The sequence below is a fragment of the Novosphingobium sp. 11B genome (assembly GCF_054589055.1).
On the sequence record NZ_BAAILP010000244.1, the window covers coordinates 1431 to 23167 of the forward strand.

Sequence of the window (21737 nt, forward strand, 5' to 3'; positions counted from 1 at the left end):
GGACCGCGACAGATTCGCTTCGCAATGACGATTCCAAGAAAGCGAGCCGGGCTGGCGCGCATCACCGGGCGCGACTATCCGTAGAACGGACATGCCGCGCCGATCGCTCGACGGCGCCTCTTGCCCATTCCAATGCGTGACGTGATGACCAGCCAATCTGCTCCGAGAACGCTCTACGACCGCCTCTGGGACGCGCACACGGTCGTGCGCGGGGAGGCTGGCAAGGACCTGATCTATATCGACCGCCACCTCCTGCACGAGGTGAGCACCCCGCAGTCCTTCGAGCTGCTGCGCGACAATGCCCTTACGGTGCGCCGCCCGGTGACGCAGCTGGCGGTGCCAGACCATGCCGTGCCGACCTCGGAGCGCGGCGGCGCGATCAAGGGCGAACTCGCGCGCAAGCAGGTCGCGCTGCTGGAGGCGAACTGCGCCGAGTTCGGCATCGAATACCTCGCGCTGGAAGGCGAGCGGCAGGGCATCGTCCATGTCATCTCGCCCGAGCAAGGCTTCACGATGCCCGGCATCTCGCTAGTCTGCGGCGACAGTCATACCGCCACACACGGCGCCTTCGGGGCCTTGGCCTTCGGCATCGGCGCCAGCGAGTGCGGCACGGTGATGGCCACGCAGACGCTCTGGCAGGCGCGCAACCGGAACCTGCGCGTCCACTACGCCGGGCAGCTGCAGCCGCATGTCACCACCAAGGACATGATCCTCGCCCTGATCGGCACGATCGGCGCGGGCGGCGGCATCGGCCATGCGATCGAGTTCACCGGCGAGGCGGTGCGCGCCGCGTCGATGGAAGCGCGCATGACGCTGTGCAACATGGGCATCGAGGCCGGGTCGCGGGTCGCCCTCGTGGCGCCGGACGAAACCACCTTCGCCTGGCTCAAGGGCCGCCCGCGCGCGCCGCAGGGCGCGATGTGGGATCAGGCCGTCGCCTGGTGGCGCACCCTGCGCTCCGACGACGACGCCGTGTTCGACCGCACCGTCGAGATCGACGCCGCCGCCATCGCCCCGCAGGTGACCTTCGGCACCTCGCCCGATCAGGTCATGGCTGTGGACGGCACCGTGCCCGCCGGCCCTGCCCGCGCGCTGGACTACATGGGCCTTGAAGCGGGCAAGCCGATCGCCGGGATCGGCATCGACTATGCCTTCATCGGCAGCTGCACCAACAGCCGCATCGAGGACTTGCGCGCCGCCGCGGGCGTGATCCGCGGCCGCCATGTCGCCGAGGGTGTCACCGCGATGGTCGTCCCCGGCTCCACCGTCACCAAGCACCAGGCCGAAGCCGAAGGGCTCGACAAGCTGTTCGAGGCGGCGGGATTTGCGTGGCATCACGCGGGCTGCTCGCTCTGCGTGGCGATGAACGGAGACTTCGTGCCCGAAGGCAAGCGCTCCATCTCCACTTCCAACCGCAACTTCGAGGGCCGTCAGGGCGCGGGTGCGCGCACGCACCTCGCCAGCCCGGCGATGGTCGCCGCCGCCGCGATTGCCGGCCACATCGTCGATGTCCGGAAGGAGTTCGCCTGATGCCCGGCTTCACCCCCTTCACCGCCCCCGCCTTCGTGCTGGCGGAGGATGACGTCGACACCGACATCATCTTCCCCGCGCGCTTCCTGCTGCACACCGAGCGCAAGGGCCTCGGCCGCTTCGCCTTTCATGACCGGCCGGCCCTGCTCGAAGCCTACGAGGCTGCGGGCAAGCCGCCGGTCCTGCTGGCGGGCGCCAACTTCGGCTGCGGATCGAGCCGCGAGCATGCCGTCTGGTCGCTCGACGGCATGGGCCTGACCGCCGTGTTCGCGCCCAGCTTCGGCGAGATCTTCCGCGGCAACTGCGCCAACAACGGCATGGTGGCAGGGATGATGGAGCCCGCGACGCTCGCCACGCTGCAGGCGCTGGCGAAAACGGGCAACGACCTTGCCATCGACCTCGCCGCGCAGACCGTGACCTGCGCCGGGCAGGAATTCGCCTTCACCGTTCCCGACAGCGACCGCGAAATGCTGCTCGCCGGCTGGAACAACACCACCCGTATCCTCGCCCTGCACGGGCAGGACATCACCGCATTCGAAAAGGCCCAGCGCTCCGCCGCGCCGTGGCTCTGGACAGAGGAAACTGAAGCATGAGCGCAAACATCCTGAAGGCCAAGCTGGCCAAGGGCGAGTTCTTCCCGGTCCCCGGCGTGCACGACATGATCGCCGCGCTGATGGCGGAGCGCGCGGGCTTCGACGTCGTCTACGGCAGCGGCTACTGGACGACCGCCTCGGGCTACGGCCTGCCGGATGCGGGTATCGTCAGCTACACCCAGATGCTGGACCGCATGGCGACGATCAAGCGCACCATCGGCTCGGCCCTGATCGCGGACGCCGACACCGGCTTCGGCGGTCTTCTCAACGTCCACCATACCGTGAAGGGCTACGAGCAGGCGGGCATCGCCGCGATCCAGATCGAGGATCAGGAATTCCCCAAGAAGTGCGGCCACACCCCGGGCAAGCGCGTCGTCACCACCGAAGAGATGGTCGACAAGATCAAGGTCGCCGCCGAAGCGCGCGAGGACATGCTGATCATCGCCCGCACCGACGCCTACCAGAGCTTCGGCCTCGACGAGACGATGCGCCGCCTCGAAGCCTACGACAAGGCCGGCGCCGACATCCTCTTCCCCGAGGCCGTGACCACGGAGGAAGAGATGCGCAAGGTCTGCGAGACCTTCGGCAAGCCGGTCATGGTCAACATCGCCAACGGCGGCGTGACCCCGCCCTACCCGACCGACGTGCTGGCCGAACTCGGTTTCGCCTTCGCGATCTACCCCGCGCTCACCAGCCTCGTGTCGGCCCGCGCGATGGAGCTGGCGCTGAACCAGCTGCGTGACCACGGCACCGGCGAGCCGACCGAGCCCGGCCTGTTCGATTTCAAGGAATTCTGCTCGCTCGTCGGCTTCGAGGAGGTCTGGGCGTTCGACAAGAAGTGGGCGCGCTGATGGGCACCACGACGCGCGCGGCGGTGCTCGCCCAGTCGGGCGGGAATGCCAAGCCTTACGCCGAGAACGCACCGCTGCGCTTCGCGGAACTGGACCTCGACGCCCCCGGACAGGGCGAAGTGCGCGTCGCCATCGACGCGGCGGGCCTGTGCCACTCCGACCTATCGGTGGTGAACGGCGACCGCGTGCGCCCGATGCCGATGGCACTGGGCCACGAAGGCACCGGCATCGTCGAGGCACTCGGCCCCGGCGTAACCGGCCTCGAGGTCGGCGACCGCGTGGTGCTGGTGTTCCTGCCTTCGTGCGGCCGCTGCACCCCGTGCCTCTCGGGCGAGGGCTACTTGTGCGAGACGGGCGCGGCGGCGAACGGGCGCGGCGAGCTGATCGGCGGCGGCTTCCGTCTGCACGACTGCGGCAGCGACGTGCACCACCACCTCGGAGTCTCGTGCTTCGCGACGCATGTGGTGGTCGATCAGCGCTCGACCGTGAAGGTGGACCGTGACATTCCCGCCGAAGTCGCCGCCGTGTTCGGCTGCGCGGTGCTGACGGGCGTGGGCGCGGCGATCAACAGCGCCGCGATCCGCGCCGGCGAGACAGTGGTGGTCTTCGGCCTCGGCGGCGTCGGCCTTGCGGCGCTGATGGGCGCCGTGGCGAGCGGGGCGGCGACGGTCATCGGCGTGGACCTTGCACCGAACAAGATCGCGCTGGCCGATGATCTCGGTGCGATCGGCACCACCCCGGACCAGCTTGAGGCCGTGATGGCCGAGCATCTGGGCGGGAAGGCCGACGTCGTGATCGAGACCGTGGGCAACGCCAAGGTGCTGGCCTCGGCCTATACCGCAGCGCGTCGCGGCGGCCGTGTCGTCACCGTGGGCCTGCCCTCCCCCGAGCAGCGGCTCGACCTGCAGGCCGTCTCGCTGGTGGCCGAGGGCAAGTCGCTGATCGGCTCCTACATGGGCTCGTCGATCTCGGCGCGCGACATTCCGCGCTACGTGGCGATGTGGAAAGCCGGCCGCCTGCCGGTGGACCGCCTCATCAGCTCCACGCACAAGCTGGACGACCTGAACGAAATGCTCGACGCGATGGATCGCGGCGAGGCGATCCGCCAGATCATCCGGTTCTGAGGCATGGCCTCACCTCCGTCATTGCGAGCGTAGCGAAGCAATGACGAGCGGGGGAAGTGGGGCAGGTGAACATGCACGTCGAAATCCAACAGGCGGGCAAGGCACTGCAGCCTCCTTGCCCGCAGCCGGCAGCTGGGATCGACTGATGCTTGCAGCGATAGGCTGCATCTATCAGGGATTCCTGCATGTCATTCAGGCTCGCTTTTCTGGCCGCGCTGAGCGCCGCCACCGCCATGCCGCTTGCGCCAGCCACCGCGCAGCAGCCGGTACAGCTTGATCCGTCCACTTGCGTCACACCGCCGTTCTATTCCGGCCCAGCCCCGTTCAAGTCGGTCGAACAGCTTCCCGACCAGCGCGTCACCTTCCGCATCTGCGCGCCTGATGCGAAAGAGGTGCTGCTCACCAGCACCGACATCGCGAAGATCATCCCGATGGGCTTCCCGCCAGGTACGCCGCAGGGCCTGACGATGGCGAAGGACAAGACCGGCCTGTGGACCGTCACCACGCCCCAGCCCGTCCCCGCCGACACCTCCCGCTTCGCCTTCCGCGTCGATGGCGTGAAGACGCCCGATCCGCTCGGCAAGACTTTCTCCGAGGAACTGAAGGGCATCAATTCCACCTTCGAGGTCATCGGCCCCGAAGGCGCGTTCCAGACGTGGGATGCCAAAGTCGCCCACGGCACCGTCTCGACCGTCGAGTATTGGTCCAATTCGCTCGGCATCAAGCGCCGCGCCCATGTCTACACGCCGCCCGGCTACACGAAGGACGCGCGCAAGTACCCGGTGCTCTATCTGGTCCACGGCGCGGGTGACAGCGACGACAGCTGGACCAGCGTCGGCCACGCCAACCTGATCCTCGACAACTTGATCGCCAGCGGCAAGGCCGTGCCGATGATCGTCGTCATGCCGGACGGCCATACACCGCTGCGCGAAGGCGTCATGACGCTCGACAACCCGGACTTCGGCAACGAACTGATCAAGGACCTGATCCCTTACGTCGACGCCAACTACCGCACCGACGCGCGCCCGGCAACGCGGGCGATGGCGGGACTGTCGATGGGCGGATCGCACACGCTGCGCAACGGGTTGACGCATCCCGACCTGTTCCGCTGGATCGGCGTGTTCTCGATGGGTCTGGGCGTTGGTCCCGACAAGGGCCGCGTGGACGAATACGCGAAGACTTATGATGCCGCGCTCAAGCAATCGGCGCGCGATCTCAGGCTGCTCTACTTCGCGATGGGCAAGGACGACTTCCTCTACGGCACCGTCGCGCCGACCCGCGCGCTGTTCGATCGCTACCACATCGCGTATCATTACAACGAGACCGGCGGCGGGCATGAATGGCCCAACTGGCGCCGCTACCTCGCGGACTTCGCGCCGAGGCTGTTCCGCTAGGCCGAGGGGCTTCGACAAGCTCAGCCTGAGCGGGGTGGAGAGGGCCGTGACTACTGGTCCCTGCACCACCCCCGCTCACCCTGAGCCTGTCGAAGGGTCGCAGCACCGCCCTCTCCATCTGGCGATCAATTTACTGTTGCACCCTAATAGATTTCCGATTCTCGATCATTCTCGCCTCGCCAGAAAGGCAGAGGGAAGACAGGGATGACACAGGACAGCCGGGCCACCGGCGAATTGACGGTAATCCAGCTCGAAGTCGAACCGGCTAGCGCCGAGGCGCTGGCGCCGTTCGGCGCGATCGTCGGCCGCGAGGCGCCGGTCACGCCGGTCTCGGTCGACTTCTACAAGGGCGCGGTGAAGATGAGCTACCCGGCGCGCTTTCTATGCGAGCATCCGGTGGAGATCACCCTCGCGCAGATGGACCGCCGCCAGGGCGAAGTGCGCTACATGGAGCGCCATTTCCAGCACACGCAGGCATTCCTGCCATTGGGCGGCAAGCCCTTCGTCGCAGTCATGGCCCCTCCCGGCGAGGACGACCTGCCCGACTTGTCGAAAGTCCGCGCTTTCCGCTTCGACGGCAGCGCCGGCTTCGCCATGCACATCGGCACCTGGCACGAATTTCCCTTCGCGGTGGAGGACGGCACTGACCTCGTCGTGATCCTCTCCAGCCAGACCGGCTACGACCTCAAGGCCAAGGACGCGCAGACCGAGGAAGCCCACGGGCCGGACCTCGACAAGAAGGACATCGTGGCGCGCACCGGCCACGTCTTCCGTTTCGATCTGGGAGTGAACTGACAGTGGCGGACCGCATCAACCTCGACCGCAAGGCGCACTCCAAGGGCAGCCAGCCGGTCATCTTCGAAAGCGAGACGACCGACGCCCTCGCCGGCATGGTGCTGGCGCTGCTGGGCGAAGTCGTGGTCCTCAAGGACCGCCTCGACGCGAACGAACGCCTGCTCGCGGCGGCGGGCTTGCACGGTCCGGCGGACATCGACATGTTCGCACCCGACGCGCAGACGAAGACGGAGCGCAGCGCCTATCGCCAGGCGATCTACGACCGCGTGCTCGGCTCCGCCCGCGACAAGCTGATGCCCGAGGCACTCGCACAGCAGAACGACTACGAAGGCGTCCTCGACGCCGTGACCCGCGACTGAGGCAGGAGGATCACCCATGGAACAGTACCGCCAGGAACACTTCGGCCACGCGGTCATGCCGCAGGCCACTCATGACGAGCAGGCGATGGAGGACCATTTCCTCGCGATGCGGGCGTGGACCAACCGCAACATGGACCCGCTCGACCGCCGCCTGCTGGACGAAGTGATCGTCCCCGGGATCGAGAAGAAGACCGGCACGAAGCCCACCTCCAGCGCGCAGGTCCGTCAGGCGCTGGAAGCGCATCCGCTGCACCAGTACTGGCTGACGCTCTCGCTCACCTACCAGGACCGCATCTGGCAGGCGCTGGACGGCGCGATCGACCGCCAGTACGACGAACTCGCAGGCAAGGTGAAGGCGCAGGTGGCCGAGCCCAAGGGCTCGCTGCGGCTGAACCCGGAGCTTGAGATCCCGCGTTACATCGCCGCCTTCGACCATCACCGGATGCCGGGCAGCTACGTGGTCGATACCGCGCAGGACGATTTTCGCGCCGGGGCGCTCTACGACCGCTTCGCCTCGACCTACCTGCGCAACCTCAACGGTGGATGGAAGAACGACGGGCGCGGGCACAGCCTCGCCAGCCACGTTCAGGACTTCTACCCGGACTTCAAGCCGAAGCGCATCCTCGACCTCGGCTGCTCGGTGGGCCATTCGACCGTCGCCATCGCGCAGGCTTTCCCGGACGCGGAGATCTTCGCGCTCGACGTCGGCGCGCCGATGCTGCGCTATGGCCATGCCCGCGCGGAATCGATGGGCGTGCCGATCCACTTCAGCCAGCAGGACGCCGAGCATACCGACTTCGCGGACGGCAGCTTCGATCTCGTCTGCTCGTCTGCCGTGATGCACGAGACTTCGGCCAAGGGAATGCGGCAGATCTTCAAGGAATGCCATCGCCTGCTGCGGGACGGCGGCGTGATGTGCCACGTGGACGTACCGCCGCGCCACGAGCACCTGTCGCTCTGGGACCAGATGCGCTGCGACTTCGAGAGCCACTACAACAACGAACCGTTCATGACCTCGCTGGCGCGGATCGACTGGCACAAGGTCGCCGTCGATGCCGGTTTTGCGGGTGACACGGTGCTGGTGGGCTACCGCAAGGGCACGTCTTACCTGAAGCCCGATCGCGAGGACTTCTTCACCGAAGGCCACCCGCAGGGCCAGGCGATGATCGGCAGCTGGTACGCCTGTTCGGCGATGAAGTGAGGCCTTAGCGTCGTCCCGGACTCGATCCGGGACGACGTCATTTCCCCGCCACGCGCTTCAGGAACGGCATCGCCGTGTCCACCGAGCGCGCGGGGCAGTCCATCGGCATCATGTGCCCGCACTGCGCCACCACCTCGAGGCGCTTGTCCTTCGCCCCGAGCAGGTCGAGCGCCTGCCGCCCGTCCTTCTCCAGCGGCACTTCATGGTCGTCAGAGGACCACAGCAACAGGCTCGGCACGGTGATCGCGCGCAAGTCATCCGGGGTGCGCGCGAACGCCAGCGAGCCCGTCGCCGCCTTCATCGCGCCCGCCGTGGTCGCCGGATCGCGCATCGCGCGGTTGTTGAGGTCGGTCCACTGATCCACCAGTCCGGGCGTGACCGCCTTCGCGTCCAGCATGTTCGCCAGCATGATCTGGCGCCAGAATTCAGGCTCGTGCCAGCCGGGATGCTTCGCATCCTGCGCCACCGCATCCTTGAGCGCCTGCGGCATCGCCGCGTAGTCGATCTTGAGCGGCCCGGCGGCTATGTTCGAGAGGATCACGCCCGAGACCCGCTCGGGCCGCGCGACGGCGTAGGCAGCGGTTTGCACACCCGCACTGGAGGTGCCGACGATGACGAAGCGGCGGACGCCGAGCTTGTCCATCAGCGCGTCGATCACGGCAATGCGCTGGCTCAGTTCATAATCGTTGCGCGGGTTCGGACCGGACAGGCCGAGCGGCGACTGGTCGAAGCGGATTACCCGGTAATGGCGCTTCAGCTTCGCCGCCCAGCCGTCCCACTGCCGCAAGTTCGCATAGGAGCCATGCAGCAGCAGGATCGCCGGACCGCGCCCTTCGTCGACGTAGTGCAACGGCTCCCCGGCAATGGTGTCGAAGTGCGAAGCCGGGAGGGCGTAGCGTTCGCGAAGCTGCGCGTCGGAGGGCACCTCGGGCGGCTGAGCGCCGGCCATGGAGGTAATCGCCAGCATGGCGGCTCCGAATACCCAGCGCATCGTCATCTCCTTAAAGGGCTTCCCCTGCGAGCAGGCGCGCACATTCACTGTCGCCGCGCAGCCGTGCCTTGCGGATGGCGCGAAGGGCCACGGCGTAGAGCCCGGTGCCCAGCAGCAGGAACGGCACGCAGACCAGCGCGATCGACCAGCCGACGCTTGCCGGATCGCCGAACACGCGCTCGGTCACGCTGGCGACCATGAGCGGGCCAAGGCTCGCCCCGAGGATGGTGTTGAGCACCAGCGTCAGCGCGATGGAGCTGCCCCGCATGCGCGGCGGCACCACCGACTGCAGCGTCGCGAACATCACCGTGCCGACGACCGAGAACACCGCATTGGCCGAGGCGACCAGCACGGTCGCGAAATGCAGCTCGTGCGCCAGCACCGAAAGCGTGAAGGGCAGCGCGAAAAGCGGCGCGACCGACAGGATGCGGAACCGCGCCAGCGTGTCGCCCGAACGCATCGAGCGATCCAGCAGCGTACCGCCGACCAACGGCCCGATCGCCGAAAACAGAATCGACAGCGGACCAAGCCACGCACCGAGATAGGCAGGCGTGGCGCCATAGGCGCGCAGCAGCATCGAAGGCGCCCACGACGCGCCGCCGTAAGCGACCGTGAAGCAGGTCGCGAAACCGAAGTAGAGTGGCAGCAGCACAGCGCGGTTGCGCCACAGGTAAGCCGCCTCGGCCGCGCCGGGTACTTGCGCCGCGCCCTTGGGGGCATCGCCCTGCCGGGGCGGCTCGCGCGTCAGCAGCAGCATGGCGAGCGCAATGACGAGCCCGCAGGCGCCGAAGATCACGAACACCGTACGCCACGCCGCCAGCCCGCCCAGCACCGGGAAGCCAAGGAATGCCCCCGCTCCCGCCGCCGCGAGGATAAGGCTGGTCAGCGAGATGGCGATGCCGTTCGCCAGCCCCTGCCCCATCATATAGACCGAGATCGGCCGCCCGCGCCGTGCGGGCGCGAAGAGGTCCGCGATCAGCGAGATCGCGGCGGGACCGAGCGCCGCCTCGCCCAGTCCGACCAGCAGGCGCGCCGCGAAGAGCGAGCCGAACGACTGCGCCAGGCCGCTCCCGATCGTCGCGAGGCTCCACAGGCCGATGCCTGCGACGATCAGGTTGCGCCGCGAAATGCGGTCGGCAGCAAGGCCCATGGGAATGCCCATGAAGGCATAGAACAGCCCGAAGGCGAGGCCCTGCAGCAGCCCGATCTGCTCGTCGCTGATGCCCAGCGTGCCGCGTACCGGGTCGACCAGGATGTTCAGCGCGGCCCGGTCGATCACCGACAGGATACCCGCAAGGAACAGCATGATCACCATGGTCCAGGCACCGCGCGTGTTCGGCCGCACGGCGTCGGTCGCGGAGACCTCAGGCATATCGAGAGCGATCGGGCCGGCCATCGTCAGAGCAGTCCGGCGGCGCGGGCGCGCGTCTTGATGTAGTCGCCCAGCCAGTCGAGATTGCGGAAGCGCAGCGTGCCGCGTCCCACCGCCGTCGAGCTATGCGCCATCCCTGCGACAAGGCGCAGACACTTGGCCATCAGGAACACTTCAATCGCATCCCTCTCTTCGGGCGTGAAGGGGCGCACAGATTCGTAGCCCGCCTCGAAAGCCTCGCCGATCTTGGGATCGAAGCCGTAGAAGAGGTTGCCCCACACGAAGTTCTGCACGTCCTGCATGAGGAAATCCTCACCCGCCGCGTCGAAATCCAGAAGCGTGATCTGGCCGTCTTCCGCCACGTGGACATTGCTCGGGTGGAAGTCGCGGTGGCACACACCGAGCGGAACCTTGCCCGAAGCGGCGTATTCGTCCAGCCGCTTGTCGAGATTGGCGGCGATGATCGGGTAATCGCGCAGGTCGTCCGGGCGATCGTAGACGAAGTCTATCAACGCGGGCATGCAGATGTTGTAGTCCTTGGCCGTCTCGGTCGAGAACGTGTGGTCCTTGCCTGCCTGCTCCTTGGCCCATGCGTCGCCATGAAGGTGCATTTCGGCCATCGCCGCGCCGATGCGGAAGGCGGTTTCCTCGGACAGCCGATCGCCGAACTTCACGCCCGGCGCCCAGTCGTAGAGCGCGAGCGCACGCTCGCCCTCGGGCGACAGAACCTTGAAGTAGAGCTTGCCGTCATGCTGCGGCACACCGACCGAGGCGGGGAAGCCCGCGCGGCGCAGGTAGTCGAGGAAATCCAGTTCATAGGACACGTCGTCGACATCGCGGTAGGTCTTGCGCCACACGCGCAGGGCGTACTTCGCCTCGGCGTCCTGCACGAGGTAGACGTCATTCATGCCGCGATAGAGCAGGAAGCAGGTGAGGTCGCCCTTCAGCGCGTAGCGGCGTGCCACTTCGCGAACGATGAAGTCCGGGTGGAGGACCGAGTGCGATACTTCGGCAAGCGGAAGGTCAGAGGTGGTCAAGGAAGTCTCGCAATTCATCAGCTAGTCGCTCCGGTGCAATATCGAAAATGTCGCGGTCGAGGTCGGTAAGCTCGACCACTCGGCAGGAAGGCAGCCGCGCGGCCGCCTTGAGTGAAAGGTGCATGAGGTCTTCGGCGGGCTGCAGCAGCAGCGCGGGCTGGGAGACCTGTTCGAGACGGGCGAAGTCCCACGACCACACGCCCCGATAGGCCCAGGTGAAGCGGTCCATCGCACGCGCCTTGTCGGCGAAGTTCAGCGCCGCCTTTTCGAGCGGGACGCGGGCGTCGCGCTTACCCACGACATAGGCCCAGAGGCCCGCCGTCAGGTCGCGCACCACGGTGCCCTCCTCGTCGAGCGGGGGGTAATTCTCGGCATCGGCAAGGCGTTTGGCGAGGGCCTCGGCGTCATACATCGGGATGCCGGTAAGGCCCATCGCGCGCACCCGGTCGGGCCGGGCGATTGCAAGCTCGCAGGCCAGCAGCGAGCCGGTGTGGAAGCCGTAAAGATCGACCTTGCCCGCCAGCACGCCTTCCTCCGTCAGCGCATCGAGGGCATCGGAGAAGCCGGCCGCATAGCCCGCCATGCCCGGGGGCGCGGACGGCGAATCCGACATGCCGTAGCCCGGCGTATCGAAGGCCACGACCAGACGGTCAGCGGCGAGCGCGGCGATCAGCGGCTCGTACTCGAAGGACGATGACGGGTTCTGGTGGAGCAGCACGACGGGCGCGCGCTCCCCTGCCGTTCCGGCGATGCGGTAATGCATCTGGCCGTAGCGGCAGGTCGTATAGGCTCTTCTGATCACAGGGCGGTGTTCCCGAAGCCCTCTTCGCTGCGCAGGCGCGCGGCGGCGAACTTGTCTTCGTCGAGGTCGTAGGCCCACAGGAACAGCCCGTTGATCGTGAACATGATCGAGGGGATCACCGCGAAGCCGACCTTCAGCGCCAGCATCGCGCTCTCGGGCTGCTTGACGATCGCGCCGCCCGTCGTCGGCACGTAACCGAGCGCATGGAGAAACACGCCGAGCACCGCAACGCCGAGCGCGAAGCTGACCTTCTCGACCACGGCGATGGCGCTGGAGAGCAGGCCCTCGCGCGCCTCGCCGGTCAGCACGCGGTCATAGGCCTGCGTGTCGCCCAGCATCGAGATCGACATGAGGATGATCGCGCCCGAACCGAGGCCGCCGCCCACCGCACGCACCATGATGCCGACGGTGGTGATGGTGTTGTCGGCCAGCAGCCAGCTTAGCGTGGTCAGGCAGAAGATCACCACGCCGCAAAGGTACGTGCGGCGCTTGCCGATGGTCTTGCCGCTCCACACCCACAGCGGCATGGCGAGCGCGGTGACGACGTTCTGCGTCACGGCCATGATGATCTGGCCGGTATAGCCCACGCCCACGACGTTGAGCATGTAGAGCAGCATCGTCGATGCGACCGAGGCGAACGAAAGGAACTGGAAGACTTTCGCGCCCAGCAGCATCATGAACGGCCGGTTGCGGGCGATGGCGCGCATTTGCGCGAAGCCCGGCAAGTGCTTGCCCGTCGCGGGCTGCGTACCGTGCTGGACCGGCACCGAAAGCGCCGTCGCAGTCATGGCGCCGCCGATGATGAGCGCCATGACGAGGCCCATCGTCGCGAAGCCCGCGCGGCCCGCGCCGCCGCTCTGGATCAGCCACGCAGTGCCCGCCATCGCCAGCAGCTGGCCGATGGAGACGAACACGGTGCGGAAACCGATCAGGCGGGTGCGTTCGTGGAAGCCGTCGGTCAGCTCGGCGGGCAGCGCCATGTACGGCACGTTGAACAGCGAATAGGCAGTCGAATAGATCACCAGCGCGGCGATCATCCAGACCATCAGCGCGCCCTGCCCCATGACCGGCGGCGCGAACAGCATCACGAACGACACCGCCGAAAGCAGCGCCCCTGCGGCAAGGAACGGCTTGCGGCGGCCCCAGCGGGTGCGGGCCCGGTCGGACAGGCTGCCGATCACGACGTCGATCACCGCGTCGGCCAGCTTGGAGACCATCAGCAGGTAGCCCGCGATCTCCGGCGACTGCCCGAGCACGGTGGACATCAGCGCCGGGAAATAGGTGGTCACGGTATTGAGCATGATCGACACACCGACCGTGCCCACCCCGAAACCGAGGCAGATGCCGATGTCGAGGCGCTTGTGCGCACCCGCTGCGGTGGTAGCGTCCATCTTCATGCTCCGGCTGCGAGGAATTGCGCGATCACGTCCGCCTTGGCCTGCGCCGAGCCGCCAGTGGATGCCTCGTGCCCATCGGCCAGCAGGCCGAGCGCGGTCTTCACCGAGGCGTTGAGCAGGGCCAGTTCGGTTTCCGGCTTGAGCAGCAGCGTCGGCGCGGCGATCCGCGCCATGCGCTCGAACGCGCGGTAGCGGAACGCGGCGATATAGGGCTTGGGGTAGGTATCCAGCGCCTTGAGCACGTCGAGCGTGATCCGATGCAGGATCTGCGGCGGCGGCATCGGCACGGCGAGGCGGTGCTCGGCATCCTTCATGAAGTGCGGGAAGAACAACGCCTGGTCGCGGCAGAAGTTGAAGGCCCAGATCAGATGGCGGCCGTACTCGTCGGGCTCCACCACGGGCGCGTAATTGGCGACGACGGCGTCCCGCAGTTCGTCCTCATACTCGGTGATGCCGTCGAGGACGAGGCGGCGTACGCGGCCTTCATGGCCCGCCGCCAGCTCGCAGGCGATACGCGCGCCGGTGTGGGTGCCATAGGCATCCACCGCATCGAAGCCGAGCACCGTGCAAAGCCGGTCCATCGAATCGGCGAAGTAGGCAATGTCGGGCTCGGCCGGAGCGGGCGGCGGCGAATCGCCGTTGCCCAGCGTGTCGGGCGCGACGATCTCGCCCAGACGGCCTGCTGCGCGCAGGGCGAGCATGAAGTCCTGCAGGAACCAAGAAGAGGCAGGCGAGGCGTGGAACAGCAGCAGCGGCGTGTGCCCCGGCTCTGCGGCCGGAAGGCGCCGCAAGTGAAGCTGGCCCTCGTCGAGCCGCACGAAAGTGCGCTCGATCTGCGCAAATGGGTTCTTGTCAGTCGGGTTCATGAGAGGCAGGCTATCGCAGTCGCTCGCCAAGCCACGACATGAAGAGAAAGTTTATCGGCTAGCGAATAAAACTTTAGCACTGAGCGCGAACCGCGCCCGGTCGTGTTCATATTGCAGCATGGACACGACACTCCTCCCCGACGATGGCGCGTTACTCGCGGCGCTCGAGCGCGAAGGGCCGATGAACCTCGCCCGCGCTCTCGCCGTCATGGAGCGGCACGATCTGGCCGGGCTGGTGCTGGGCGATCCGATCAACGTGTTCCACGCGCTGGGCCACTGGCCGCAGATCGGGCGCACCCGCGCCGGGCAGCCGCCGGGGACTTTCGCCCTGATCGCGCGCGAAAGGCTGGAGATTCCGGGCCTCGTGACCAGTCGCTTCCTGCATCACTACAGCTGGGCGGACGGCCGCAGCCGCAGCGACGTGGCGGTCTGGCTCTATACGCACATGGGCGACGAGGGCGACGAGACCGCGCTCGAAGTGCCCTTCTCTCCTGTCCTTCCGGAACGGCACTCAGCGGCACTCAGCGGCACCGAACGGCACCGGGCGGCCGTCAGCACGACCCTCAGCGGCGCCATGACCGCACGCAGCGACGCGGGCGGCGCGATCGTCGCGGCCATGAAGGGCCTGGGACTCTGGCAGGGCCGGGTCGGCTTCGACCACACCGTCATCGCCGAAGTCGCCGAGCGTCACGACCACCCCGGCGCGATGGTCCAGGCCGACAACATCCTGCGCGAGATCCGCCTCGTGAAGTCGCCGCTGGAACATGCGCTGATGGCGCGCGCGGCGCGATCCAACGTCGATGCCCTCAATGCGGTCGGCCATGCGATCCGCGCTGGCGCCACGCACGTTGAGCTTCAGGCGCTCTATCGCATGGAGTGCGCGGCGCGGGGCAACACCGCGCTGTTCCTCAACGTCGACCGCGTCTCCTCCGACCTCTCGCGCCTTCAGGTCGAGGACGGGCAGACGCTGATGCTCGACGGGGTGAGCCAGTTCCTCGGCTACCATGGCGACTTCGCGCGCACCGTGTTCGTCGGCGAGCCCACGCGCGAGGCGCGCCGCGCCGCCGAGGCTGCCGCCTTCGGCTGGCAGGCGGTGCGCGAACAGTTGCGCCCGGGCCTGCGCTATTCCGAGATCGCCGCGATCGGCGAGGCCGCGATCCGCGCTGCCGGGTACGAGGCCGCGATCGGCTTCGGCCCGCACAGCGTCGGCCTTGCCCACACCGACGAGCCCGGCGAAGTCCACGGCGGTTTCTGGCGCAAGCCCGACATCGTCCTCGAGCCGGGCATGATCCTCTCGGTCGACTGCCCGACGCTGGACACCGGCATCGGCGGCTCGGCGCACTGCGAAGACCTCGTCCGCATTACCGAGACCGGCTGCGAACCCATCCATCCTCTCCACGACCCGGTGATCATCGTATGACCAGACCTTTCATCCTTTCCGCCTCCGTGGCCGAACCGGCCTTCGCCGTGCCCGGCCATGCCCGCGCCGTGCTGCAGGCCGCCGAAGCGGCCGGGTTCGACCTCCTCATGCTCGGCCGTTCGGGCGAGCGTCCGTTCGACGCGCAAGTGCTCGTCGCCTGGGCCGCACCGATGACCTCGACGCTGGGCGTGGTCGCCACCGTGCCCGCATCGAAGGCGCACCCCTTCCACGTCGCCCGCGCGCTGTCGGCAGTGGACTTTCTCGCCGCCGGGCGCACCGGCTGGTCGGTCGTCCCCGAAGGCGCGCCCGAGGGCATGGCCGAAGACATGGTCGGCGCCGCCCGCGCGTTGTGGGACGGCTGGGGCAGCGACACGCTGATCCTCGACAAGACAAGCGGCCGCTACCTCGACGCATCGAAGGTCAAGGCATCGAACTACAAGGGCGCGTTCTTCAAGGTCGCAGGTCCCGTCAACGCGATGCGCCCGCCGCTCGGCCATCCGCTGCTGGTGGTGGACGGCGACGATCCGATCGCCATCGACGATGCCGACATCGCACTCGTGTCCGACGGCACCGCCGCCCCGCAGGCGACCAAGCGGCTGATCAAGGTCGGCGCCGATGCCGACGCCGCCATGCTGGCCGAACGCTTCGAGGCGCGCGAGATCGACGGCGCGCACTTCACCTTGAGCGATGCCCTGACGCAGCTGCCGCAGATCGGCGCGCGTCTCGCCTCCCTGCTCGCGCCTCGCCCGGCTGGCGACCTGCGCGCACGGCTTGGCCTGCCCATCCCTTCCACCGCCTCCAACCAGCCCGGCGGCGCCGTGATCCCGGAGATCGCATGATGCAAAACCAGATTCATCTTTGGGCCTTCCTGCAGGGCATCGGCTTCTTCCCGACCGGCTGGAAGCATGAGCGCGCGCGCCCCGAGGGCGTGTTCCACATGGACTACTACACCCGCGTCGCGCAGTTGGCCGAACAGGGCCGCTTCGACGCGATCGTCTTCGGCGACCAGCTGCAGTCGCGCGGGGCTGGCGGCCGCGCGCCCGAGCGTCTGGCGATGCCGACGCTCGATCCCGTCACGCTGCTGACGGCGATGGCGGCGGTGACCAAGCATATCGGCCTCGTCGCCACCGTCTCCACCACGTACAACACGCCCGAGATGCTGGCCGAGCGCTTCGGCACGATGGAGCGCATCACCGGCGGCCGTTCGGGCTGGAACATCGTCACCACCGCGCACCCCGACACCGCGCCCAACTTCGGCGAGACCGAACTGCCGCCCAAGGACGCGCGCTATCGCAACGCCGTCGAAGTCGTCGCCCGCGCCTGCGAACTATGGGCCGAGATGGACCGCGAAGGGCCGCAGCTGCCGCAGGGCCGCCCGGTGCTGGTGCAGGCAGGCCAGTCGCCCGACGGCCGCGACTTCGCCGCGCGCACGGCCGAAGCGATCTTCTGCCCCGCCGCCACGATCCAGGCGGGTGTCGATTTCCGCACCGACCTGCGCAGCCGCGTGGCGGGCGTCGGCCGGAGCCCTGACGGCGTGCGCATCATGCCCGGCCTCTCCTGCGTGCTCGGCGGCACCGAGGAAGAGGCCCGCGCCGAGCATACCGCGATCCTCGACCTTGCCGACGATGCGCTGGCGATCGAGTATCTGTCGGAATCGCTGTGCTGCGACCTGACCGGCTTCGATCCGCTCGGCCAGATCCCGGTCGACGAGATTCTCGCGAAGACCCTGCTGCCGCAGGGCGACGTCGCCCGCTCGATCGTGCCGGGCGCCGAGAAGGGCACGCCGCTGGGCGAGTTCGCCGCCAACTTCATGCGCCACCCGCGCGGCCACAACGTCTTCATCGGCACGCCCGAGCAGATGGCCGACATGATGATCGAGTGGCGCGACGCGGGCGCCTGCGACGGCTTCACCCTGCAGCCCAGCTACATGCCGGGGGGCCTTGAAGACTTCGTCGGTCAGGTCGTGCCGATCCTGCAGGCGCGCGGCCGCCTGCGTACCGACTATCCGGGCGCCACCCTGCGCGAGACGCTGGGCCTGCCCGCGCGCGAAGCGGTGACGGCATGAAGATCGGCCGCATCGCACTCGCCACGCTGGGCGCAGTCGTCCTCGTCGGCGGCGGCACCGTTCTGGCCTTGCGCGCCGGAGCGGGCGAGTCCGACCGTGCGCAGCTGGAAAAGCGCTGGGCCGACGGCCCCTCGCGCTTCGTCACCATCGACGGCGTGCGCCTGCACGTGCGCGAGGAAGGCCCGGTCGGCGCCCCGGTGATCGTCCTGCTCCACGGCTCGATCGTCAACCTGCACGAGTGGGACGACGTCGCCGCGATCCTCAAGGACAAGTACCGCGTCGTGCGCTTCGACTGGTCGCCTTACGGCCTGACCGCGCCCGATCCTTCCGGGGTCTATTCGACGCCGCGCTCGGCACAGCTGATGAACGGCCTGCTGACGAAACTCGGCTACGACAAGTTCGCGCTCGTCGCGACGTCGAACGGCTCCAACGTCGGGCTGGAATACAACCGCGCCTATCCCGGCCACGTGACGGCGATGGCGTTCTCGATGCTGCCGCTGGAGCGCCCCAGCCAGACCCGCAAGGTCAACTGGCGCCTGAGCTGGAGCCTGCCGGTATTCAAGGCGGTGCTGCCGAACTGGCGCCCGCACTGGTTCTGGCGCGCGATGCTGGAAGATACCACCCCGCCCGGCTTCCAGCCGACCGACCGCATGGTCGACCAGATCACCGAGATGAACAACCTGCCCGGCGCGCTCGACCGGCAGGCGCAATACATCCAGGCGAACGTCAAGGCGTTCAAGACATCGGACGTCGGCGCCGTGGCCGAAACCGTCCACGTGCCCGTGCTGCTGCAATGGTGCAGCTACGATGACGTGATCTCGCAAAGCGCCGGTGCCTCGGTCAAGCGCTTCACCAACGCGCCGGTGACGCTGATCGAATACCCCGACCTCGGCCATTTCCCGATGTGGGAGAAGCCGCAGAAGTTCGCCCGCGACCTCGAAGCCTGGCTCACGAAAGTCGCTGTGCGGTGATGAATGCGCCTGTCGGACGCCGTTGCATCCGACAGGCGAACAAAGGGCACGAGCCTCTTCAATAGAGCGCGAGTTAAGGGAATTCTTACGGCGATAAAAATTTCTTGATTCACCGAAAATCGTAAATTGAAATTTTATCACGATCGGGCCGACAGGACGGCCAATGGCTTACTCGCTTCCGGTTCTGCACGTCAGTGCAGAACGTGCATAGTATCATTACAAAAACCAATGGCAGTGAAATTCGCAGATACGCAGGGAACGTGACAACAATTGGCGCCGCAAGTGCGCCTTTAACATTGAGGGACGAAATGACCGGCAAATATAAACTCCAGTTCGCCTCCACCTTGTCAGGCATTGCTATTGCAGCAAGCCTGACCGCGGCTCCCGCGATGGCGCAGGACACCGGCGGCGACATCATCGTCACCGCACGCAAGACCGGGGAAGACATCCTCAAGGTTCCGGTCACCGTTACCGCGATCACCTCCGAAACGCTCGACGCCAAGGGCATCGTCTCGGTCACCGACATGGCCGCCTCGACCCCGGGCATCAACATCAACAACAGCTCGTCAGGCCACGCCGACCGCTCGTTCCAGCAGGTCGTCATGCGCGGCATGACGCCGTCGACCACGCTCGCCACCACGACCTCGATGTTCATCGACGGCGTCGCGGTGTCCTCGCCCTCGCAGGTCAGCGCGATCAGCAACCCGGAGCGCGTCGAGATCATCAAGGGCCCGCAAAGCGCCTACTTCGGCCGCAACACGTTCGCGGGCGCGATCAACGTCGTGACCAAGATGCCCGGCAACGACTGGGGCGGCGAAGTGCTCGGCATGCTCGGCACGCGCAACAACTGGCGCCTGCGCGGATCGATCGAAGGTCCGATCATCCCCGATCTCCTCTCGTTCCGCATCAACGGCGAGCAGTATTCCCGGGACGGTTCGTGGAAGAACCAAGACGGCGTGACGCTGGGCGACCAGCAGACCAAGAGCGCTTCGCTGCTGCTTGCCATCACCCCGGCCTCGAACGTCACCATCAAGCTGTTCGGCATGCTGAGCGAGGACAAGGACGGTCCTTCCGCTCAGACCCGCCTCTATTCCTACGACGTCAAGGCGCCGAACGGCAGCACTGTCGTCCAGGGTCAGGCGAACTGCATCCTCACCGGCGATACCCGCGGCGTGCTCAACCCGGTCACCGGCCTGCCCGCCGGCGCTGCGGTGCAGAACCCCTACTTCTGCGGCACCATCCCGACGATGGCGAACCCGGTCACCGCGAACGTCACCAACACGGACTTCGTGCGCCAGTTCCTCAACATCGGCACCAATCGCATCGTCGATCCCTCGGAAGGCGTGCAGGGCTACGGCCTGCTGCGCCGTACCAAGCACGCTCATGCGACGTTCGACTGGGAAGCCACCGACAAACTGACCATCTCGGCGCTCGCAGGGTACAACCGTGAGGTCTGGACGACCTTCATCGACCTCGACAGCTACGACGGCAGCGCCCTGCCCAGCGGCTACGACTACAACGGCAACGGCAGGATCGACGCCACCGAGATCTTCGGCGAAGGGTACTTCAACTATCCGTACCTGATCGAACGCAAGATCGACGACTTCTCGCTCGAAGGTCGCCTGTCCTACGTCTCCGGCCGGTTCCACGGCGTAGCGGGCATCAGCTACCTCAGCGCCGACCAGCTCCAGGGCCTGGGTGGCGGCACCGGCGCGCTGACCGCGTCCAGCCTCTCGCCCGGCGGCCTCAGCCGGAACAAGACCACTGGCCTGTTCTTCGGCCTGACCTACGACGTGACCGACACGATCTCGGCCAGCTTCGAAGGCCGCTACCAGATCGACCAGTTGCAGGCATTCGCCCGCCCCTCCGGCGTGAGCGTCGCATCGAGCGCGTTCATCCCGGCTGGCTTCTACACCGGCGGCACCGTGCTCGCGAGCGCGAAGTACAAGAACTTCACCCCGCGCGCGATCGTCAACTGGCAGATCACGCCCGACACCATGGTCTATGTGTCGTGGGCCAAGGGCGTGAACCCGGCGCAGTTCAACACCAACATCCTGTCGCAGGTCGGATCCGTGCAGCAGGCGGCCTTCGATGCCGGCGGTGAACTGGCGATCAAGCCCGAGAAGATCACCAACTACGAGATCGGTCTGAAGGGTCGCATCGGATCGACCCTGCGCTACACCTTCGCGGCCTACTACGCCCAGTGGCGCAACCAGATCAACTCGACCATCATCGTCGCGCCCGACGCCACGCAGCCCACCGGCTACAGCTTCGTCACCGCATCGATGAACGCGGGTTCGGTAAACCTGCGCGGTATCGAGGGTGAAGCGTCCTGGCGCCCGACCGAGTTCCTGACCATCGACGCCGCCGGTGCGATCAACGACTCGGACATCAAGGCCTTCGCCAGTTCCACGGTCAGCGCCCTGACCGGGATCTACGACTATTCCGGCAAGGAGATGAAGAACACCTCGAAGTACTCGGCCAACGTCGGCGTCCAGGTCGGCACCGAGATTTCGGGCTGGGACAAGGGCAGTTGGTTCGTGCGCGGCGACTGGAACTTCAAGTCGGGCGTATGGTCGAACGAGGCGAACCTGGCACGCACGCCGGACCTGCACCTGTTCAACGCACGCGCGGGCATCACGCGGGGCAACCTCTCGCTCGAGGCGTTCGTGAACAACATCTTCAACAACAAGACGCCGCTGACGATCTCGGACAATTACACGCTGTCGCCGGGCTTCGTTTATGCGGCGCGGACCTCGGCGCTGATGCTGGGGCTTGGCGATCTGCGCACCGCAGGCGTGCAGGCGAAGATCAAGTTCTGATCCGGCGCTGCTGCGAGACAAGGAAAGGCCGGGGGAAACCCCGGCCTTTTTTATTCCTCCCCGAGCTTGTCTCGGGGAGGGGGCGCCGACGCAGTCGGTGACGGAGGGGGAATTGCCCGGCCTCTCCCCCTCCACCACCGCTTCGCG

General features: G+C 67.1%; 19 protein-coding genes. 13 read left to right on the top strand and 6 right to left on the bottom strand.

Annotation, left to right across the window (positions count from 1 at the left end; genetic code table 11):
* The first annotated feature begins 144 nt into the window (after positions 1-144).
* The 8 genes from leuC (at position 145) to ACYPYD_RS21810 (ending at position 7847) form a co-directional block, all read left to right on the top strand.
* Positions 145-1530 carry a 3-isopropylmalate dehydratase large subunit gene (gene leuC, locus ACYPYD_RS21775; RefSeq protein ID WP_036529046.1) on the top strand — a complete coding sequence of 462 codons (1386 nt, stop codon included), beginning with the start codon at positions 145-147 and terminating at the stop codon, positions 1528-1530.
* A complete protein-coding gene (locus tag ACYPYD_RS21780; protein WP_459665479.1) occupies positions 1530-2123 on the top strand; it encodes a 3-isopropylmalate dehydratase small subunit in 594 nt (197 codons plus the stop codon). The genes leuC and ACYPYD_RS21780 overlap by 1 nt, the downstream gene beginning before the upstream one ends.
* Positions 2120-2974: an isocitrate lyase/PEP mutase family protein gene (locus tag ACYPYD_RS21785; protein ID WP_036529001.1), complete on the top strand. Its 855-nt coding sequence runs from the start codon at positions 2120-2122 to the stop codon at positions 2972-2974. The genes ACYPYD_RS21780 and ACYPYD_RS21785 overlap by 4 nt, the downstream gene beginning before the upstream one ends.
* Positions 2974-4098: a zinc-binding dehydrogenase gene (locus tag ACYPYD_RS21790; RefSeq protein ID WP_459665481.1), complete on the top strand. Its 1125-nt coding sequence runs from the start codon at positions 2974-2976 to the stop codon at positions 4096-4098. Before ACYPYD_RS21785 ends, ACYPYD_RS21790 begins: the two co-directional genes overlap by 1 nt.
* Positions 4099-4283: 185 nt before the next feature.
* The gene (locus tag ACYPYD_RS21795) at positions 4284-5492 is read left to right on the top strand and encodes an alpha/beta hydrolase-fold protein (RefSeq protein WP_036528999.1); all 1209 of its coding nucleotides are present in this window, start codon (positions 4284-4286) and stop codon (positions 5490-5492) included.
* Between the two features lie 204 nt (positions 5493-5696).
* Complete coding sequence (locus ACYPYD_RS21800) at positions 5697-6287, top strand: ureidoglycolate lyase (protein WP_036528998.1); 591 nt, start codon at positions 5697-5699, stop codon at positions 6285-6287.
* 2 nt (positions 6288-6289) lie between these two features.
* On the top strand, positions 6290-6646 hold the full coding sequence (locus ACYPYD_RS21805; protein WP_036528996.1) for a hypothetical protein: 357 nt from the start codon (positions 6290-6292) through the stop codon (positions 6644-6646).
* 16 nt (positions 6647-6662) lie between these two features.
* Positions 6663-7847 carry a class I SAM-dependent methyltransferase gene (locus ACYPYD_RS21810; RefSeq protein WP_036528995.1) on the top strand — a complete coding sequence of 395 codons (1185 nt, stop codon included), beginning with the start codon at positions 6663-6665 and terminating at the stop codon, positions 7845-7847.
* Between the two features lie 37 nt (positions 7848-7884).
* On the opposite strand, the gene ACYPYD_RS21815 is transcribed toward ACYPYD_RS21810, so the two are convergent.
* Genes ACYPYD_RS21815 through ACYPYD_RS21840 form a run of 6 tightly spaced genes read right to left on the bottom strand, consistent with a single transcriptional unit; the run spans position 7885 to position 14312 of the window.
* Entirely contained in the window at positions 7885-8838 is a 954-nt protein-coding gene (locus ACYPYD_RS21815) for an alpha/beta fold hydrolase (RefSeq protein ID WP_036529044.1), read from the bottom strand.
* 10 nt (positions 8839-8848) lie between these two features.
* Positions 8849-10234, bottom strand: coding sequence for an MFS transporter (locus ACYPYD_RS21820; RefSeq protein WP_036528994.1), 1386 nt, complete (start codon positions 10232-10234; stop codon positions 8849-8851).
* Between the two features lie 2 nt (positions 10235-10236).
* Positions 10237-11247, bottom strand: coding sequence for a phosphotransferase enzyme family protein (locus ACYPYD_RS21825; protein WP_236727449.1), 1011 nt, complete (start codon positions 11245-11247; stop codon positions 10237-10239).
* On the bottom strand, positions 11234-12049 hold the full coding sequence (locus tag ACYPYD_RS21830; protein WP_036528992.1) for an alpha/beta fold hydrolase: 816 nt from the start codon (positions 12047-12049) through the stop codon (positions 11234-11236). Before ACYPYD_RS21830 ends, ACYPYD_RS21825 begins: the two co-directional genes overlap by 14 nt.
* A complete protein-coding gene (locus ACYPYD_RS21835; RefSeq protein ID WP_036528990.1) occupies positions 12046-13446 on the bottom strand; it encodes an MFS transporter in 1401 nt (466 codons plus the stop codon). The genes ACYPYD_RS21830 and ACYPYD_RS21835 overlap by 4 nt, the downstream gene beginning before the upstream one ends.
* A complete protein-coding gene (locus ACYPYD_RS21840; protein WP_036528988.1) occupies positions 13443-14312 on the bottom strand; it encodes an alpha/beta fold hydrolase in 870 nt (289 codons plus the stop codon). The genes ACYPYD_RS21835 and ACYPYD_RS21840 overlap by 4 nt, the downstream gene beginning before the upstream one ends.
* Before the next feature lie 118 nt (positions 14313-14430).
* Here ACYPYD_RS21840 and ACYPYD_RS21845 point away from each other — a divergent pair, with 118 nt between their 5' ends.
* The 5 genes from ACYPYD_RS21845 to ACYPYD_RS21865 all read left to right on the top strand — a co-directional run bounded on the left by ACYPYD_RS21845 (position 14431) and on the right by ACYPYD_RS21865 (position 21590).
* Positions 14431-15732 carry a M24 family metallopeptidase gene (locus ACYPYD_RS21845; protein WP_036528986.1) on the top strand — a complete coding sequence of 434 codons (1302 nt, stop codon included), beginning with the start codon at positions 14431-14433 and terminating at the stop codon, positions 15730-15732.
* Entirely contained in the window at positions 15729-16571 is an 843-nt protein-coding gene (locus ACYPYD_RS21850; protein ID WP_036528985.1) for an LLM class flavin-dependent oxidoreductase, read from the top strand. Before ACYPYD_RS21845 ends, ACYPYD_RS21850 begins: the two co-directional genes overlap by 4 nt.
* Positions 16571-17797, top strand: coding sequence for an LLM class flavin-dependent oxidoreductase (locus tag ACYPYD_RS21855; protein ID WP_231958327.1), 1227 nt, complete (start codon positions 16571-16573; stop codon positions 17795-17797). Before ACYPYD_RS21850 ends, ACYPYD_RS21855 begins: the two co-directional genes overlap by 1 nt.
* Positions 17794-18768, top strand: coding sequence for an alpha/beta fold hydrolase (locus tag ACYPYD_RS21860; RefSeq protein WP_036528982.1), 975 nt, complete (start codon positions 17794-17796; stop codon positions 18766-18768). The genes ACYPYD_RS21855 and ACYPYD_RS21860 overlap by 4 nt, the downstream gene beginning before the upstream one ends.
* A 308-nt stretch (positions 18769-19076) precedes the next feature.
* Complete coding sequence (locus tag ACYPYD_RS21865) at positions 19077-21590, top strand: TonB-dependent receptor (RefSeq protein ID WP_036528979.1); 2514 nt, start codon at positions 19077-19079, stop codon at positions 21588-21590.
* Positions 21591-21737: the final 147 nt, after the last annotated feature.